16 protein-coding genes and 1 tRNA gene are annotated in these 17,528 nt (G+C 69.6%); 12 read left to right on the forward strand and 5 right to left on the reverse strand.

Annotated features, from left to right (window positions below):
- Positions 1 to 13 precede the first annotated feature (13 nt).
- The 3 genes from pyk to CYL12_RS03980 all read left to right on the forward strand — a co-directional run bounded on the left by pyk (position 14) and on the right by CYL12_RS03980 (position 3,029).
- On the forward strand, positions 14 to 1,462 hold the full coding sequence (gene pyk / locus CYL12_RS03970; RefSeq protein ID WP_101848660.1) for a pyruvate kinase: 1,449 nt from the start codon (positions 14 to 16) through the stop codon (positions 1,460 to 1,462).
- Between the two features lie 110 nt (positions 1,463 to 1,572).
- On the forward strand, positions 1,573 to 2,379 hold the full coding sequence (locus CYL12_RS03975) for an alpha/beta fold hydrolase (RefSeq protein WP_101845726.1): 807 nt from the start codon (positions 1,573 to 1,575) through the stop codon (positions 2,377 to 2,379).
- Positions 2,380 to 2,570: 191 nt separating this feature from the next.
- Positions 2,571 to 3,029 (forward strand): alpha/beta fold hydrolase, encoded by a 459-nt coding sequence (locus CYL12_RS03980; protein ID WP_353615395.1) that lies wholly within the window; start codon positions 2,571 to 2,573, stop codon positions 3,027 to 3,029.
- A 22-nt stretch (positions 3,030 to 3,051) separates the two neighbouring features.
- On the opposite strand, the gene CYL12_RS03985 is transcribed toward CYL12_RS03980, so the two are convergent.
- Positions 3,052 to 3,137: transfer RNA gene (locus CYL12_RS03985), tRNA-Leu, on the reverse strand.
- 100 nt (positions 3,138 to 3,237) lie between these two features.
- On the opposite strand from CYL12_RS03985, the gene CYL12_RS03990 reads away from it, so the two are divergent.
- Both CYL12_RS03990 and CYL12_RS03995 read left to right on the forward strand, forming a co-directional pair.
- Positions 3,238 to 3,855, forward strand: coding sequence for an ANTAR domain-containing response regulator (locus CYL12_RS03990; RefSeq protein WP_025103469.1), 618 nt, complete (start codon positions 3,238 to 3,240; stop codon positions 3,853 to 3,855).
- 10 nt (positions 3,856 to 3,865) lie between these two features.
- A complete protein-coding gene (locus CYL12_RS03995) occupies positions 3,866 to 4,429 on the forward strand; it encodes a GNAT family N-acetyltransferase (protein ID WP_233486831.1) in 564 nt (187 codons plus the stop codon).
- Here the strand turns inward: CYL12_RS03995 and CYL12_RS04000 are convergent.
- Positions 4,404 to 4,832, reverse strand: a complete 429-nt coding sequence (locus CYL12_RS04000) for a hotdog fold thioesterase (protein WP_101845730.1) — start codon at positions 4,830 to 4,832, stop codon at positions 4,404 to 4,406. The genes CYL12_RS03995 and CYL12_RS04000 overlap by 26 nt on opposite strands.
- A gap of 45 nt (positions 4,833 to 4,877) precedes the next feature.
- Here CYL12_RS04000 and polA point away from each other — a divergent pair, with 45 nt between their 5' ends.
- From polA to CYL12_RS04035, 7 genes are read left to right on the forward strand one after another with little or no spacing between them, the layout of a single operon-like run.
- Positions 4,878 to 7,511, forward strand: a complete 2,634-nt coding sequence (gene polA, locus CYL12_RS04005; protein WP_199399184.1) for a DNA polymerase I — start codon at positions 4,878 to 4,880, stop codon at positions 7,509 to 7,511.
- A 39-nt stretch (positions 7,512 to 7,550) separates the two neighbouring features.
- A complete protein-coding gene (locus CYL12_RS04010) occupies positions 7,551 to 9,227 on the forward strand; it encodes a DUF885 domain-containing protein (protein ID WP_101845734.1) in 1,677 nt (558 codons plus the stop codon).
- A 55-nt stretch (positions 9,228 to 9,282) separates the two neighbouring features.
- Positions 9,283 to 10,317 (forward strand): LLM class flavin-dependent oxidoreductase, encoded by a 1,035-nt coding sequence (locus CYL12_RS04015; RefSeq protein ID WP_101845736.1) that lies wholly within the window; start codon positions 9,283 to 9,285, stop codon positions 10,315 to 10,317.
- Between the two features lie 51 nt (positions 10,318 to 10,368).
- Positions 10,369 to 11,721, forward strand: coding sequence for an MFS transporter (locus CYL12_RS04020; RefSeq protein WP_101845738.1), 1,353 nt, complete (start codon positions 10,369 to 10,371; stop codon positions 11,719 to 11,721).
- A gap of 28 nt (positions 11,722 to 11,749) precedes the next feature.
- Positions 11,750 to 12,505, forward strand: coding sequence for an SGNH/GDSL hydrolase family protein (locus CYL12_RS04025; RefSeq protein WP_101845740.1), 756 nt, complete (start codon positions 11,750 to 11,752; stop codon positions 12,503 to 12,505).
- Positions 12,506 to 12,524: 19 nt separating this feature from the next.
- Positions 12,525 to 13,271: a formylglycine-generating enzyme family protein gene (locus CYL12_RS04030; protein WP_101845743.1), complete on the forward strand. Its 747-nt coding sequence runs from the start codon at positions 12,525 to 12,527 to the stop codon at positions 13,269 to 13,271.
- A 56-nt stretch (positions 13,272 to 13,327) separates the two neighbouring features.
- Complete coding sequence (locus CYL12_RS04035) at positions 13,328 to 14,140, forward strand: arginase family protein (protein WP_233486832.1); 813 nt, start codon at positions 13,328 to 13,330, stop codon at positions 14,138 to 14,140.
- Positions 14,141 to 14,155: 15 nt separating this feature from the next.
- Here the strand turns inward: CYL12_RS04035 and CYL12_RS04040 are convergent, their stop codons facing one another.
- The 3 genes from CYL12_RS04040 to CYL12_RS04050 form a co-directional block, all read right to left on the reverse strand.
- Positions 14,156 to 15,271: a DUF4232 domain-containing protein gene (locus CYL12_RS04040; RefSeq protein WP_101845747.1), complete on the reverse strand. Its 1,116-nt coding sequence runs from the start codon at positions 15,269 to 15,271 to the stop codon at positions 14,156 to 14,158.
- An 84-nt stretch (positions 15,272 to 15,355) separates the two neighbouring features.
- Positions 15,356 to 16,681 (reverse strand): MFS transporter, encoded by a 1,326-nt coding sequence (locus CYL12_RS04045; protein WP_101845749.1) that lies wholly within the window; start codon positions 16,679 to 16,681, stop codon positions 15,356 to 15,358.
- A gap of 147 nt (positions 16,682 to 16,828) precedes the next feature.
- Positions 16,829 to 17,473: a hypothetical protein gene (locus tag CYL12_RS04050; RefSeq protein ID WP_101845751.1), complete on the reverse strand. Its 645-nt coding sequence runs from the start codon at positions 17,471 to 17,473 to the stop codon at positions 16,829 to 16,831.
- Between the last annotated feature and the right edge of the window lie 55 nt (positions 17,474 to 17,528).

Below are 17,528 nucleotides of genomic sequence, written 5' to 3' on the forward strand. Positions count from 1 at the left end.
CCCTGGAGACATGTTGAGACGCGCGAAAATCGTCGCCACCCTGGGCCCCGCCACTTCCACATATGAGACGGTGCGCGCACTGATCGATGCGGGTGTGGACGTCGCCCGACTGAACCTCAGCCACGGCGACTACTCCGTGCACGAGAACAACTACGCGAACGTGCGCCGCGCGGCGGAGGACTCCGGTCGGGCCGTCGCCATCCTCGTCGACCTCCAGGGCCCGAAGATCCGTCTCGGACGCTTCGAGGACGGACCGTACGAGCTCGCCAAGGGTGACATCTTCAAGATCACCACCGAGGACATCATCGGCAACAAGGAGATCTGCGGCACGACGTTCAAGGGCCTGCCCCAGGACGTCAAGCCCGGCGACTTCCTGCTGATCGACGACGGCAAGGTCCGCGTCGAGGTCGTCGAGACGGACGGCGTCACCGTCACGACGCGCGTCGTCGTCGCCGGTGCCGTGTCGAACAACAAGGGCATCAACCTGCCCGGCGTCGCCGTCAACGTCCCCGCGCTGAGCGAGAAGGACGAGGACGACCTCCGCTGGGGTCTCCGGACGGGTGCCGACCTCATCGCGCTGTCGTTCGTGCGCAACGCCTCCGACGTGACCCGCGTACACGAGATCATGGCGGAGGAGGGCGTCCGCGTCCCCGTCATCGCCAAGATCGAGAAGCCGCAGGCCGTCGATGCGCTCGAAGAGATCGTCGATGCGTTCGACGGCATCATGGTCGCCCGTGGTGACCTCGGCGTGGAGCTGCCGCTCGAGGCCGTTCCGATCGTGCAGAAGCGCGCCGTCGAGCTGGCCCGCCGCAACGCCAAGCCCGTCATCGTGGCGACGCAGATGCTCGAGTCGATGATCAACAGCCCGGTGCCGACCCGCGCCGAGACCTCCGACGTCGCCAACGCCGTCCTCGACGGCGCCGACGCGGTCATGCTCTCCGGCGAGACCAGCGTGGGCGACTATCCGGTGGTCGTCGTCGAGACGATGGCCCGGATCATCGAGTCGACGGAGGAGCACGGTCTGGAGCGCATCCTGCCGCTCACCACGAAGCCCCGCACGCAGGGCGGTGCCATCACCCTCGCCGCCCTCGAGGTCGCGGAGTTCGTGGATGCCAAGTTCCTCTGCGTCTTCACGCAGTCGGGCGACTCGGCACGCCGCCTGTCCCGCCTGCGATCCCGCATCCCGATGCTGGCCTTCACGCCGGAGCCCGGGATCCGTCGCCGCATGGCGCTCACCTGGGGTCTTCGCTCCACGCTGGTCGACATGGTGCAGCACACCGACCTCATGTACCACCAGGTCGACGAGTACCTCCTCGAGAACGGCCTGGCCGCCGAGGGCGACAAGGTCGTCGTGATCTCCGGTTCCCCTCCCGGGATCATCGGTTCCACGAACGACCTGCGGGTTCACAAGGTCGGGGATGCGATCCGCGGCGCGGCGCCGATCTATAAGGCCGGGGTCTGACGCAGCGCGTTCGGAGAGGGGCGGGGCTTCGGCCTCGCCCCTCTCTGTCATCTCGAGAGCGGAGCGTCAAGCCTCTCGGCACCGGCGTCGATGTCGGTTAGCTTTCCTCCATGGTCCTCCGCCGTCTCGTCCTCACCTCCGGGCTGACGTTCCGCATCCTGGAGAGCCCGCGGCCCGCCGGCAGCACCGCCCCGACCGTGGTGCTCGTTCACGGGATCGGGATGTCCCACCGGTACCTTTCGCGGCTCCACGACGTGCTCGCGCAGACCACCCGCGTCGTCTCCGTCGATCTGCCGGGCTTCGGCGGTCTACCCAAACCGCGGTTCGACGTCACGATTCCGCAGATGGCCGCGGGTCTTGCGCAGGTCGTGGCGACTCTCGACGATGATCGCGTCGTGCTCGTCGGACACTCCATGGGCGTGCAGTGGGCCGTGGAGACGGCGCTGCACCATCCCGAGTACGTCCGCGCAGTCGTTCCCATCGGCCCGGTCGTCGACGACGCTCACCGTACGCTGGGGGCGCAGGCCAGGGCCTTGGCGGTCGACACGCTGGGCGAGACTCCCGCGATCAACACGGTCGTCCTCACCGACTACCTGCGCTGCGGTGTGCGCTGGTACCTCCGGCAGGTTCGGCACATGCTCGCATATCCGCTGGAGGAGAAAATCGCCGCGCTCACGGTGCCGGTGCTGATCGTGCGGGGGAGTGAGGACCCCATCGCCGGGCGTGCGTGGTGCCGGCGTCTGCGCGACGCCGCCGCGGTGTCCCGACTCGTGGAGATCCCGGGTCACCATCACGTCGCGCAGCAGTCCTCGCCTCGGGCGGTTGCTTCCGCGATCCTCACCCACACGGCCGGCGCCTGGCCGATCGCTGCCCCGGCGACGGCGAACCGACGGGGGAGGGCACCATCGGCGTCCTGAGGAAGCTGGGCTGGTGGGTCGCGGACTACGCCTACGCAGGGTTCTGGCAGGTCCGATCGTTCTTCGGTCGGGACCAAGCCGACGGCTTCGCCACCGGGCACGGCGCGCCGATCGTCGTCCTCGCCGGCGTCTACGAGACCTGGCGGTTCCTGGAGCCGCTCATCGTCGCGCTGCACGAGCGCGGACATCCGGTGCACGTCGTCGACGCCCTGCGCCGCAACCAGTTCCCGGTGCAGGACGAGGCCGATCAGGTGGCGGACTACCTGCGCACACATGACCTCTCCGGTGTCATCCTCGTCGCGCACAGCAAGGGCGGGCTGGCCGGCAAGCTCGTGATGACCGGCCCCGAGGGTGGACGGATCCGTGGCATGCTCGCCATCGCGACGCCCTTCGGCGGCTCCCGGTACGCCCGGCTGCTCCCTGGCCGGGTCCTGCGGGCGTTCTCACCCGACGACCCGTCAATCGTCGCACTGAGTCGTGAGCTCGACGTGAACGCGCGGATCGTCTCGGTCTACGCCACGTTCGACCCGCACATCCCCGAGGGGAGCGAGCTGCCCGGCGCCAAGAACGTCGTCCTGGAGACCGGGGGACATTTCCGGGTCCTCGCTCATCCGCGCGTGATGGCCGAACTCGCCGCCCTCGCCGAATGACGGGACGAGCGGTTCGCGATTCTGGTGCCGGCGGTGGGACTCGAACCCACACGCCCTTTCGGACAAAGCATTTTGAGTGCTCCGCGTCTGCCATTCCGCCACGCCGGCCCGTGTCTCGCGACTACGACTGTAGCGCAGACGACGCCGGGTTCCTCGCGCCGCCGCGGTCTTCAGCCGGCGGCCGGGACCTCTCCGTTAGGATGGAAGGGTGACCGAGCAAGAACAGGCTGAGCAGCCCACGGCATCCGCACCCCGACGCGTCGTCGTCGCTGAGGACGAATCGCTGATCCGTCTCGACATCGTCGAGATCCTTCGCGACAACGGCTTCGATGTCGTCGGCGAAGCCGGCGACGGTGAGACGGCGGTGGCCCTCGCGACCGAGCTGCGTCCCGACCTCGTCATCATGGACGTGAAGATGCCCCAGCTCGACGGCATCAGCGCCGCCGAGAAGCTGCACAAGGGAAACATCGCCCCCGTCGTGCTGCTGACCGCGTTCAGCCAGAAGGAGCTCGTGGAGCGGGCCAGCGAGGCCGGCGCCCTGGCGTACGTCGTGAAGCCGTTCACCCCGAACGACCTCCTGCCCGCGATCGAGATCGCGCTGGCCCGTCACGAGCAGATCATCACGCTCGAGGCCGAGGTCGCCGACATGGTCGAGCGCTTCGAGACCCGCAAGCTCGTCGACCGCGCCAAGGGCCTGCTGAACGAGAAGATGGGGCTGAGCGAGCCCGAGGCGTTCCGCTGGATCCAGAAGGCGTCGATGGACCGTCGCCTGACGATGCAGGATGTCGCCAAGGCGATCATCGAGCAGCTCGCTCCCAAGAAGTAAGGCGCCTCCGGTGCTCCGGCTCGACGCAGAGCACGTCCTGCGGCCGGTCCGCGCCGGTGACGGTGCCGCGCTCGCACGGGCGTATCTCGCGAACAGGGAGCATCTCGCTCCCTGGGAGCCGACGCGCGCCGAGGCGTTCTTCACCGAGGAGTGGCAGGAGCAGAACGCGCAGCAGTGCGTCGCCGAGGCCGCGCTCGGCCGCAGTTCGCGGTTCGTGATCCTCTCGGACGATGGAGAGATCCGCGGCCGGATGAACCTCAACAACATCGTGCGAGGCGCGTTCCTGAGCGCCGATCTCGGGTACTGGATCGATTCCACCCGGCTGCGGCGAGGTCTCGCGGGACGCGCGGTGGCCCTGGTCGCCGAGCACGCGCGGGACGAGCTCCGGCTGCACCGGCTGCAGGCCTCGACGCTGCTGCACAACGTGGCGTCGCAGCACGTCCTCACGGCCAACGGCTTCGAGCGCATCGGCATCGCGCCGAAGTACCTGCGGATCGCGGGCGAGTGGCAGGATCACGTCCTGTTCCAGCTGCTGCTGGAGGAGCCGCTCAGTGCTCGGCGGGAGCGTCCTTGATCATGTTGGTGATCCGGATGGTCGAGCACCGTCGGCCCTGATCGTCGGTCACGACGATCTCGTGGACGGTGATGCTGCGGCCGAGGTGCACGGGGGTGCAGACCCCGGTGACGACGCCCGAGGTGGCCGAGCGGGTGTGCGTGGCGTTGATGTCGACACCGACCGCCAGGCGTCCGGAGCCGGCGTGCAGGTTGGCCGCCATGGAGCCGAGCGATTCGCCGAGCACCACGTACGCGCCGCCGTGCATGAGGCCGACGGGCTGGGTGTTGCCCGCCACCGGCATCGTCGCCACGCAGCGATCGACGCCGAACTCCACGAACTCCATGCCCATCTTCTCGGCCAGGGCTCCCATGCCGCGGGCGGCCGCCCACTCGAGTCCTTCGCTGGTGGCGACCTCGCTCATGCATCCTCCTCTGCGGGTGTCCGTGCTCCTCGTTAGGCTGACAGGGTGACGGACTCCGCAAAGCCTACCCTCATGGTCGTCGACGGCCACTCGCTCGCCTACCGGGCCTTCTTCGCCCTCCCGGTCGACAACTTCACCACCAAGGACAACCAGCACACGAATGCCATCTACGGCTTCCTGTCGATGCTGGTGAACCTCATCAAGGCCGAGCAGCCCACGCACCTCGCGATCGCGTTCGACACCTCCCGCCGCTCGTTCCGCACCGACGAGTATCCGGAGTACAAGGCCACTCGCTCCGAGACGCCGCAGGAGTTCAAGGGCCAGATCCCGCTCCTGCAGGACTGCCTCGCGGCGATGTCGATCCCGGTGCTGACGCAGGAGGGCATCGAGGCCGACGACATCCTCGCCACCCTCTCGACCCAGGGCGCGGCCCAGGGGTACGACGTGCTCGTGGTCTCCGGAGACCGCGACACCATCCAGCTCGTCACCGACGACGTCACCCTGCTCTACCCGTCGGTGCAGGGGGTGTCCCAGCTCAAGCGCTACGACCCGGCGACGGTGCAGGAGCGCTACGGCGTTCGTCCCGAGCAGTATCCCGACATCGCCGCTCTCGTCGGTGAGACGAGCGACAACCTCCCCGGTGTGCCGAAGGTGGGGGAGAAGACGGCCGTCAAGTGGCTCACGCAGTTCGGTTCCCTCGACGACCTGCTCGAGCGCGCCGGCGAGATCAAGGGCGTGGTGGGCGGCAATCTCCGTGACCACATCGAAGACGTCCGCCGCAACCGCAAGCTCAACCGCCTGCTGACCGACGTGGAGCTGCCGGTGGCGCCGGCCGACCTTGCGGTCGCCCCGATCGATGCCGAAGCCGTTCGCGACATCTTCGCACGCCTGGAATTCCGCACGCTGCTTCCGCGGGTGTTCGAGGCCGTCGGTGCGGGGGAGGTGGCCGACGACCCGGCCTCCGCCGTCGAGATGCCCACGCCGTCGGAGGTGTCCGCGGCCGATCTCGCGGCCTGGGCGGTGGCGCAGGACGAGGATGTCGCACTCCGCGTCGTCGTGCAGTCCGACGCGCCTGTGCGCCTCGGCGTCGCCACCGGCTCCGAGCTGCGCGAGCTCGACTGGTCGGAGGACGCCGCCGCAGCGCTGCGCACGTGGCTGGAGTCCGACACGCCGAAGGTGCTGCACGACGCCAAGCCGCAGGTGAAGGCTCTCCTCCGTCAGGGGATCCGTCTCGGCGGACTCGCCTACGACACGAGCCTCGCGGGCTGGCTGCTGCGCCCCAGCTTCCCCGACAAGACGCTGTCCGACCTCGTGCAGCGCTACCTGGGGGAGAAGCTCCCGGAGGCCGACCCCTCCCAGCTCGTGCCGGAGACCGAGGGCGCCACCCCATCGCAGGAGGCATGGTTCATCCTTCGGGTGGCCGAGGCGCTGCGGAACGATCTGCCCGAGCCGGTCGACGCCGTGCTCCGCGACATCGAGCTGCCGACGCTCCGCACGCTCGCCGACATGGAGCTTGCGGGCGTCGCCGTCTCGCACGAGGTCCTGTCGACGTTCTCGGGCGAACTCGCGACGCGCGCCGATGCGTTGGCGCAGGAGGCGCTCTCGGTCGTCGGTCGCGAGTTCAACCTCGGGTCGCCGAAGCAGCTTCAGGAGGTCCTGTTCGAGGATCTGCAGCTCCCGAAGACGCGTAAGACGAAGACCGGATACTCGACCGATGCGGCGGTGCTCGCCGACCTGCAGGAGTCGCACCCGCACCCGTTCCTCAGCCTGCTGCTGCAGCACCGTGAGGCGACAAAGCTGCGGCAGATCATCGAGTCCCTCGACACTGCGATCCGGGATGATCACCGGGTCCACACGACGTACGTGCAAACCGGTAGCCAGACCGGACGCCTGTCCAGCACCGACCCGAACCTTCAGAACATCCCGGTCCGCACCGAGGAATCGCGGCGCATCCGCAGCGCCTTCGAGGTCGGCGAGGGGTACGAGACCCTGCTCACCGCCGACTACTCGCAGATCGAGATGCGGATCATGGCGCACCTCTCGGGTGACGAGGGACTGATCGAGGCCTTCAACAGCGGCGAAGACCTGCACCGGTTCGTCGGCGCCCGCGTGTTCGGCGTCGATCCCTCCGAGGTCACGCCGGCGATGCGCACCAAGGTGAAGGCGATGTCGTACGGCCTCGTGTACGGTCTCTCCGCGTTCGGGCTCTCCAAGCAGCTGCGCATCGAGCAGTCCGAGGCCAAGCAGCTCATGGTCGAGTACTTCGCGAGGTTCGGCGCGGTCCGCGACTACCTGCGGGCGTCGGTGATGAAGGCCAAGGAGGTCGGCTACACCGAGACGATCTTCGGCCGTCGGCGGCCGTTCCCCGATCTCGCGAGCCCCAACCGCGTGCTGCGGGAGAACGCCGAGCGCGCGGCGCTCAACGCTCCGATCCAGGGGAGCGCGGCCGACATCATGAAGATCGCGCTGTTCCACATCCACGACGACCTCCACGCCGCGAAGCTGGAGTCGCGGGTGCTGCTGCAGATCCACGACGAACTCGTCGTCGAGATCGCGGCAGGGGAGTGGGACGCGGTGGAGCAGATCGTCCGCACGCGGATGGGGGATGCCGCCCAGCTCTCCGTGCCGCTCGACGTGCAGGTCGGCCGCGGCCGGGACTGGAACGAAGCGGCGCACTGATCCCGATGCTCGGAGGGGGCGGGGATTAGGCTGGAGGGTATGACTTCCGCACCCCGCACCCCCTCCGCCATCGACAAGGTCGCCGATGAATGGGTCGACACGATCGCTGTCCTGGCGCCGACTCTCGGCACCTACATCGGCCGCTCGGAGGTCAACGACCGGTTCGGCGATCTGAGCCCGGAAGGTCATGAGGAGATCGCGGCGGCGACGCGGGCGACGCTCGATAAGCTCTCCGCACTGGAGCCCGTCGATGCGATCGACGAGGTGACCAAGACCGACCTCAGTGCGGAGCTGCGCCTCGACCTCGAACTGCACGAGGCGAAGTGGCACCTGCGCGATCTGAACGTCATCGCATCCGCCGCGCAGGACGTCCGCTCCGCCTTCGACCTGATGCCGACAGCGACCGTCGAGGACTGGGAGGTCATCTGCACCCGGCTCTCCGCGGTTCCGGCGGCGCTGCGCGGGTACGTCGAGACGCTGCGCCTGGGCATCGCCGAGGGCGTCACTCCCGCGCGTCGTCAGGTCGCCGAGGTCGCGACGCAGATCGACCGCTACATCGCCGACGACGGCTTCTTCGCGGCGTTCGTCGCCCACGCCGACCCGCAGGAGGGCCAGCTTCCCGCATCGCTCGCCCGCACGCTCGCCGACAATTCCGCGGCTGCCCGGGTCGCCTACGGCGAGCTGCGGCGCTTCCTGGCGGAGGAGCTCGCACCGGAGGCAGGCGAGACGGATGCCGTGGGGCGCGAGCTCTACGCCCTCAACTCCCGCCGGTTCCTCGGGGCGACCATCGATCTCGACGAGACCTACGAGTGGGGTCGCGAGGAACTCGCCCGCATGGTGGCCGAGCAGACGGCGATCGCGAACGAGATCCTCCCCGGCTCCTCCGTCGAAGAGGCTGTCGCGCATCTGGAATCCGACCCTGCCCGCAAGCTCGTCGGCACCGAGGCGCTCCAGCGGTGGATGCAGGAGACCAGCGATCGCGCGGTCGCCGAGCTCGGCGCCTCGCACTTCGACATCCCGGAGGCCATCCGTACCCTGGAGTGCATGATCGCGCCGACACAGGAGGGCGGGATCTACTACACCGGTCCCACCGACGACTTCTCGCGCCCCGGTCGCATGTGGTGGTCGGTCCCCGAGGGCGTCACCGAGTTCGACACGTGGCGCGAGCTCACCACCGTGTACCACGAGGGTGTGCCGGGGCATCACCTGCAGATCGCCCAGGCCGTCTACAACCGCGCCGAGCTCAACTCCTGGCGGCGACTGCTCGCCGGCACGTCGGGGCATGCGGAGGGCTGGGCGCTGTATGCGGAGCGACTGATGGAGCAGCTCGGTTACCTCGATGACCCGGCGGATCGCCTGGGCATGCTGGATGGGCAGCGGATGCGGGCGGCGCGCGTGGTCCTCGACATCGGCGTGCACCTCGGCAAGCCCCGACTCGAGGGCCAGGGCGTCTGGGATGCCAAGTACGCGCTCGACTTCCTCCGCCGTAATGTGAACATGTCGGACCAGTTCGTGCAGTTCGAGGTCAACCGGTACCTCGGCTGGCCGGGTCAGGCTCCGTCGTACAAGGTCGGTCAGCGCATCTGGGAGCAGGTCCGCGACGCCGTCAAGCAGGCGGAGGGCGACGCGTTCAGCTTCAAGGGCTTCCACAAGCGCGCCCTCGATCTCGGCGGCGTCGGACTCGACACGCTGCGAAGCGCGCTGCTCCCTCGGTGACGGGAATGCCGGCCCGAGGCCCGGTGTTCCATTCACCTGAATAGGAAGGTGTGACATGGACATCGAGTTCGGGCTGGACACGTTCGGCGACATCACCCGGGATCAGGACGGCGAGCTGCTCAGCGGCGCGCAGACCATCCGGAACGTCGTCGCCCAGGCGGAGCTGGCCGACACGGTCGGCGTGGACTTCTTCGGCGTGGGGGAGCACCACCGACGCGAGTTCGCGGTCTCGTCCCCGGAGATGGTGCTCGCGGCCATCGCCGCCCGGACCGAGCGGATCCGGCTGGGAACCGCGGTGACGGTGCTGTCCTCGGACGACCCGGTGCGCGTGTTCGAGCGCTTCTCGACTCTCGACGCCCTGTCCGGGGGTCGGGCGGAGGTCGTCCTCGGGCGCGGTTCGTTCATCGAGTCCTTCCCGCTCTTCGGCTACGACCTGCGCGACTACGACCGGCTCTTCGAAGAGAAGCTCGAGCTGTTCGTCGAGCTCCTCAAGGAGGAGCCCGTGACATGGTCCGGAACGTTGCGGCCGTCTCTCGACAATGCGGATGTCTTCCCGAAGACCGAGAAGGGTCTGCGCACGTGGGTCGGCGTCGGCGGCAGCCCGGAGTCGGTCGTGCGTGTCGCGCGTCACGGTCTCGGACTGATGCTCGCGATCATCGGCGGTCCGGCCGGGCGGTTCAAGCCTTTCGTCGACCTGTACCACCGCTCGGTCGCCTCCTTCGACACCACCGCGCACCCGGTCGCCGTCCATTCGCCCGGCCACATCGCGCCCACCGACGCCGAGGCATGGGACGAGGCCTACCCCGGCTTCGAGGCGATGAACAACACCATCGGTCGCGAGCGCGGGTGGCCACCCTACAGCCGCGCGCGTTTCCAGAACGACATCGGTCCCGAGGGCTCCCTCTATGCCGGCTCACCGGAGCGTGTCGCCGCGAAGATCGCCGACACGATCACGACCCTCGGGCTCGGCCGCTTCGATCTCAAGTACGCGACGGGAACCCTCTCGCACGAGTCGATGATGCGCAGCATCGAGCTGTACGGCACCGAGGTGATCCCTCGGGTGCGGAAGCTCCTCGCCGACCGCGACTGACCGGGCGTCATCTCGCGGCTCGGCGGGACGGGCGGCCCTACGATGAGAATCATGGCCGATACCGCCCTGCCGAGCCGCACCTCGCTCGCCGAGCGCCTCGACGTCCTCCCGTTCACCCGCAGGCACCTGCGCCTGCTCACGGGCTCCGGCGTCGGCTGGGCGCTCGACGCGATGGACGTCGGACTCATCTCCTTCATCATCGCGGCGCTCTCACAGCAGTGGGATCTCACGAAGGGGGAGGCCGGCTGGATCGCCTCGCTCGGCTTCGTCGGAATGGCGGTCGGCGCGACCCTCGGCGGTCTTCTCGCTGACCGCTTCGGCCGCCGGCAGGTGTTCGCCCTCACTCTGCTCATCTACGGTGTAGCCACCGGAGCGAGTGCGCTGGTCGGGGGAGTGGCGGCCCTGCTCGTGTTGCGGTTCTTGGTCGGCCTCGGGCTCGGCGCGGAGCTGCCGGTCGCCTCGACGTACGTGAGCGAATTCGCTCCGGCGCGCATCCGCGGACGGCTGATCGTCATCCTGGAAGCATTCTGGGCCGTCGGCTGGACCGCCTCCGCGCTCATCGGGTTCTTCGTCATCCCCGCGTCCGAGGCGGGCTGGCGATGGGCCTTCGCGCTCGGCGCGATCCCCGCGGTCTACGCCCTCGTCGTGCGGTGGGGTCTGCCCGAGTCGCCGCGCTGGCTGGCGTCCCGCGGACGTATCGCGGAAGCGGATCGCATCGTGGCGGCCTTCGAGGCCGATGCAGGAGTCGAGTACACCCCGCCCATCCGGAAGGAGCCGGCGTCGCGGGCGATCGCGATGACGGCACGGGTCCGGCTCGCGACCCTCTGGAACGCGGAGTTCCGCGTACGGACGGCGTGTCTGTGGCTCGTGTGGCTGGCCGTGAACTTCGCGTACTACGGGGCCTTCATCTGGATCCCCAGCATCCTCGTCGATGCCGGATTCGACCTCGTCCGCTCGTTCGGCTTCACTCTCATCATCACGCTCGCTCAGCTCCCGGGCTATGCCGTGGCGGCCTGGCTCATCGAGGTGTGGGGCCGCCGCGTCACGCTGTCGGTCTTCCTGCTCGGGGCGACCGCGTCGGCCGTCGTCTTCGGCACCGCGACGACCGTGCCCATGATCATCGGCGCCGGCATGGCGCTTTCGTTCTTCACCCTCGGCGCGTGGGGTGCGCTGTACGCGGTGACGCCCGAGATCTACCCGACCTCACTGCGCGGCACCGGGGCGGGCTGGGCCGCCGGGGTGGGGCGCATCGCCTCCATCGTGGCGCCCCTCACCGTCCCGCTCCTCCTCGGTGCCGGCGGTGCGCCGCTGCTGTTCGTCGTGTTCGCGGCGTGCTTCCTCGTCGCCGCTGCGGGAGCCTGGGGTCTCGTGGACCGGAGCGGAGCGGCGCTGGACGACCGGTGACGTCCGCGACCGGGAATAGGCTGGGCGCGTGGCTGATGTACGTTTCGTCGCGATAGGCGACTCCTTCACCGAAGGCGTGGGCGATGTGCTCCCCGATGGGCGCGAGCGCGGCTGGGCCGACATCGCCGCGCAGGGATGGGCGGATGCCGCTGGGCACCCCATCCAGTACGCGAATCTGGCGATCCGGGGGAAGCTGGCCTGGCCGATCGTCGAGGAGCAGCTCGAGCCCGCGCTGGCCCTGCGTCCCACGCACCTGTCGTTCAACGGTGGCGGCAACGACATGCTGCGGCCACGGACCGACGTGGAGCACATCGCCGATGCGTTCAGCCGCGTGCTGCGACGGTGTGATGAGGAGGGCGTGACGATGATCCTGCTCTCTGGCGCCAACCCGAGCGGTCAGCTTCCGATGGGGTCGCTTGTGCAGCGCCGCGGCGATCTGCTCTCCGAGGCGGTCCTGCGGCGGATCGAGGACCGGCCCGACGTCATCCGCGCCCTCAACTGGCCGGACACGGAGCTCTCGAAGCCCGCGTACTGGTCGGAGGACCGGCTTCATATGAACGCGGCCGGACACCATCGTGTCGCGGCGCGTGTGCTGCATGGACTCGGCTTCGAGCCGCCGGCAGCCTGGTGGGCGCCGCTCGATCGCTGGACCGCCGGCCCCGGGGGTCTGGCCTACTACCGGGAGTTCGTCGGGCCCTGGGTGCGTCGACGCGTGACGAGGACCTCGTCCGGAGACGGCCGCGCAGCGAAGTACCCGACCTGGGTCGAGCGGACTCCGGCGTGAGCGTCGTCATGCGCCGCACATGAGCGACATCGAACTCGTCCGTCTGCCCGCCGGGTCGGTCACGCTGCACGACGCCCGGCGCGGCACCCGCCGGACCGTCGAGCTCGAGCCGTTCTCGCTTGCCGCCTTCCCGGTCACGGAGGAACAGATCACCGAGGTCCTGGGCGCACCGACGCGGCATCCTCGTCGTCCGATCGCGGACGTGAGCTGGCTCCGCGCCGTCCACTTCTGCAACGCCGCCTCGGAGTGGGAGGGCCTCGACCCGGTCTACCACTTCGAGGGTGAGGACGTGGCCTGGGACACCACGGCCGACGGCTACCGCCTGCCGACCGAGGCGGAGTGGGAGTACGCGTGCCGCGCCGGTTCCACCGGTCCTCATTACGCCCCGCTGGCCGAGGCCGCCTGGACAACCGCCGACGGGGTCCGGACGCCGCAGGACGTTGGTGGGAAGCTCCCGAACCTGCACGGACTCTTCGACATGCTCGGCAACGTATGGGAATGGTGCTGGGATCTCCTCGACCCGGCGCGTTACGACGACTACCGGGTCTTCCGCGGTGGCGGGTTCGCCGACGACGCCTGGAGCGTCCGCGCCTCGGTCCGCCGTGGGGGAGGGCCGCGCATGCACCACGAGGACGTCGGCTTCCGCGTCGCCCGGGGCGCCTTCGACACCGAGGAGGAGGCGCAGGGCTGGTCGGCGGCGGCAGACCGGGACCGCGCCTTCGTCGACGGAGGGCTGCCGTCGGGATGGACTCCGCGCCGGCGTTAGTGCAGGCCGCTTCCGGCGGTTTGGCCGCGGTCTGCGCCGGGTGCGAGACTGAGCGGATGACCAGGCCCTTCGCGCTCATCCTCAACCAAGGTCGCGTCGCCGACCGCACGGACGGAGCCCTCGTCGGGGCGCGCCGCGTCGCCGACGCCCTGTCCTCGCTTCTCCGGCAGGAGCCCGTCGTGGTCGGCACTCCGGAGCCGGGTCGGCTCGACGATTGGTCGGTCGCGCTGCCCGAGGCGGCAGATACGCTCGCGGGCCTCCGGGCCGCGGTGCAGGAGGCGATCGCGGGGGAGACGACGCCTCTCCTCGTGACGAACACGTGCGCAGCAAGCCTCGGAACGCTGCCGAGCGTCGCCGAGCACCACCCCGACGCGGTGGTGCTGTGGATCGACGCGCATGGCGACTTCAACACGCCGGACACCACCGACTCCGGATACCTCGGCGGCATGGTCCTCGCTGCTGCCTGCGGGCTGTGGGACAGCGGACACGGGGCGGGCATCGACCCGCGGCAGGTCATCGTCGTCGGCGGCCGCGACATCGACCCCGCCGAGGGGGAGCTCCTCGCCGGCGCGGGAGTGACCGTCCTCAGCCCCGCGGAGAGCACGCCGGAGCGGCTGAGCGCCCTCATCGCCGGGCGACCGGTGTGGATCCATGTCGACTGGGACGTCCTGGAGCCCGGCTACATCCCCGCGGCCTATCGCGTCGGAGACGGTCTGCTGCCGCACCAGGTGGCAGCGCTGTTCGCCGCCATCCCGGCCGCGGACGTCCGTGGCGTGGAGCTCGCCGAGTTCGAGGCGGGCGACGCGGAGGTGCCGGAGCGCGTCAGCGTGGAGTTGATCGTCGAGACGTTCCAGCACCTGCTGCGCTGACGACGCGGAGTGCCGTCACGGCGCGGCCGGTGCTGTGCCGAGGTGCCAGGCGGTGATCTCGACCTCGGAGCCCGACACGATGTCGAGTTGGACCGGCCACGAGCCGCGGTCGAGTCCGGGGAGCACGGCAGCATGCAGGGCGCGGGCGACGAGAGCGCCGTCCGTCGCGTTGGCGTCCCAGCCGATCACCGCGGTCGCCTCGCCGCCGGGCGGCACCGTCACGGGCGTCGTGCCGGGGTCACTCGCGAGGAACGAGGAACCGGGGCGCACCGCGACGTCGAGGGCATGACCGTTCCGGTCCGCGAAGGCGATGTCGGGATACCCCTCGACCACACACGGCTCCTCACCGGCGTTCAGCAAACGGATGCTCTGGGCGCGGTGACCCGTGGCCCCGTCGGCGGTTCCGAGCAGCAGTGTGGCTCGGTCGAGGGTGCACGCGTCCGCGGGAAGCTGGGGTGTCGAGGCCCCCGGGGCCCGCTCCGGCACCGGATCGCCCACGGCCGCCGGGTCGACGAAGGCTCCGGACTCGTCGGTGGTGCCCTCCAGGGCGGCGTTCTCCTCGACGATCTGGCGCTGCCACGCGGCATCGGCCAGGCTCCCGACGACGACGAGAGCGGCCACACTCGCGAGCGCGAGACCGAGGAGGCGCGAAGACCACCGCCGCGCAGGTTCCTCGCCGGCTCTGCGCGAGAAGGCCCAGGCGGGGATCCAGCCCCAGGCGAGTCCCCAGTAGGCGGTGTCCGGCGCGGACTCGACGACCGCCGCAGTGAGACCGTGCAGGCCGGCGAGAGGGAGGAAGGACAGCACCCGGGTGACGTCGTCGCACAGCCCGACGGCTGTTCCGGCGAGGACGGCACCGAACCAGAGCACGAGGAACGCGGGAGCCCGGCCGACCCCCTGCGCACCCCGTCCCACCAGCCAGACGACGCTGCAGAGGACGGCGGCCGTCACCGCCAGCACCAGGACGCCCCACGCGCCGGGGAGCAGCCAGGCATGACTCTGCAGCGGACCGATACCGCCGAAGCTCAGCAACCGCGTCAGCACGATGTCGGAACCGGTCAGTCGGGCGATGGCACCGGAGACGATCCACAGTGCGCCGAGGAGCAGTCCAGCGAGCAGACCCGCCGTCAACGGTGGCTTCGTACGACCGTCCCGGTCGCTCGGGAGGGCGGCGGTCGACGGGGGAGCGGAGGCCGTGCCTCATCCTATGGGCGCTCAGCGACGCCGCTCGGGATCCAGCCCCATGCGGATCCGCGTCCGCTTGCGTTCGATGAGGATGAAGACGACCCCCAGGATCCAGAGGGGGATCGGGGTGAGGAACGCGATACGGAACGCGTCGAGCGTGTAGGTGTCCGGTGTCCCAGCGCCCTGGGCGTCGAGGAGGAGACCGATCACGAAGACCGCGATCAGTGCGGCGATGAAGCCGCCGGCGTTCGTCACCCCCGTCGCCGTGCTGAGGCGGTGCGCGGGGTTGTGGGTGCGGGCGTGATCGAACGCGATCATCGACGCCGGGCCGCCGGTCGCCAGAGCGACCGCGAGGATCCAGAGCAGCCAGTCCGGAGCGGGGCCGGGGAAGGCGATGACAGCGATCCAGGCCGCCATCTGCACACCGACGGCGGGGAGCACGAGAGCGAGGGAGCGGTGATTCGGCAGGCGACGGGAGAGGTCGCCGATGATCGGCCCGAGGATCATGCCCGCGACCACATAGATCGAGATGATCCCCGCCGCATGAGCGGTGGTCAGGCCCTCGCCGGCCGTGAGGAACGGCATCCCCCACAGGAGCACGAACACCGTGCCGGCAAACGGGGTGGTGAAGTGCGACCAGAACGCGAGCCGGGTGCCGGGATGCGCCCAGGCCGCCCGGATGCCGACGCCCGTGTCGATCGCCGACGTCACAACACGCACGACTCCGGTGTCCGTGTTCACCGACACGTCCGGACCGCTCTCCGCGGGGTTGTTGCGCACGATCAGCCACACGAGGATCGTGAAGAGCAGGCCGAGACCGGCGATGCTGCCGAATGTGATCGACCAGGTGGTGGCGTGCAGCAAAGCGGCGACCGGCACCAGCGCGATCAGCTGGCCGGCTTGCCCGATGATCCCGGTGAACTGGACCATGACGGGGCCGCGCTGCGCGGGGAACCAGGTCGCGACCAGGCGTAGCACGGCCGGGAAGACGGCGGCGTCACCGGCTCCGAGGAGGACACGCGCGACGATCGCGATGCCGATGCTGGGGGAGAGGGCCATGGTGAGCTGTCCGGCCGCCATGAGCAGCATCCCCGCCGTGATGATCGGACGGGATCCGTAGCGATCGAGGAGGACCCCGACCGGGATCTGCATCCCCCCGTAGACGGCGAGCTGCACGACCGCGAACAGCGCGAGCGTGGAGGCGTCCGCCTGGAACCGGTCGGCGGCCTCGACACCGACGGCGCCGAGAGATGTGCGGTTGGTGATGGCGAGCACGTAGGCCGCGACGCCGACGGACCAGATCGCCCAGGCCCGCCATCCCGGCGTGGAGACGGGGGAGTGGGAGACCTGAGGCACCCTTCCACGCTACTCCTGCGTCGAGGAGCGACACGCACACCGGTGGGCGTGAACGTTGCGCGGCACCGCCGTCGCGACATGTTCGTCTATGCGCTGGTCCGGCCGGGCGCTCCAGGCACCCTCTCCGTATGACGCGGATGGCGTCATTCAGGTGATGGTGACCGGCGCGACGCGCAGACGTTGTTCGCGGATGCCGAGGACGAGCGCGACGATGCCGAGGGAGGCAGTGCCGATTGCGGACCCGTCGAGAACGAGATGGCCGGCGATCCTCGATGTCATTGTGCCGAAGGGCGCCGACGAGGAAACCGCGATCCCAACGACGAACGCGAGTGGCGTCCAGAAGACGACCCACAGCGGAGCCCAGCGCCAGGGCGACGGAAGGACTCTCGCGCGTCCGATTCCTACGGCGGCGATGATCGCGAACGTGGCCAGACTCCCGTAGTACAGCACGGCAGCAAGCACCCAGGCGTCTTCGCGCGCGTTGGGGTCGCCGGGCGACTCCGGGACGAGACTGAAAAAGAGGGACTGCGCGAACGGTGCGACAGCCAGTGCGAGCGTCGCGACGGTGCTGACGGGGCGCCGATCAGTGACGCTACCCGCACGCCCGACACCGATCGCGAACAGAACGGCCGCCGATGCGAACACGGCATCCTTCGCGATCGCAAAGCCGGCGAGCTCCCCGCGGGCTGTGAACCAGATGACGGCCGAGAGAAGGAGCAGGAGTCCGCCGGTGACCCATGTGAGCCGTCGCGCTCTCCTGTCAGCAGTTGCGTTCTCGGCCCCATCGCTCACGCAATCACCCTAGTCGTCGTCAGGTTCACGCGCAGCCCGGAGGAAGCACCCGCTC

Origin of the sequence: Zhihengliuella sp. ISTPL4, assembly GCF_002848265.1 — a bacterium.
Classification (GTDB): Bacteria; Actinomycetota; Actinomycetes; order Actinomycetales; family Microbacteriaceae; genus Microbacterium.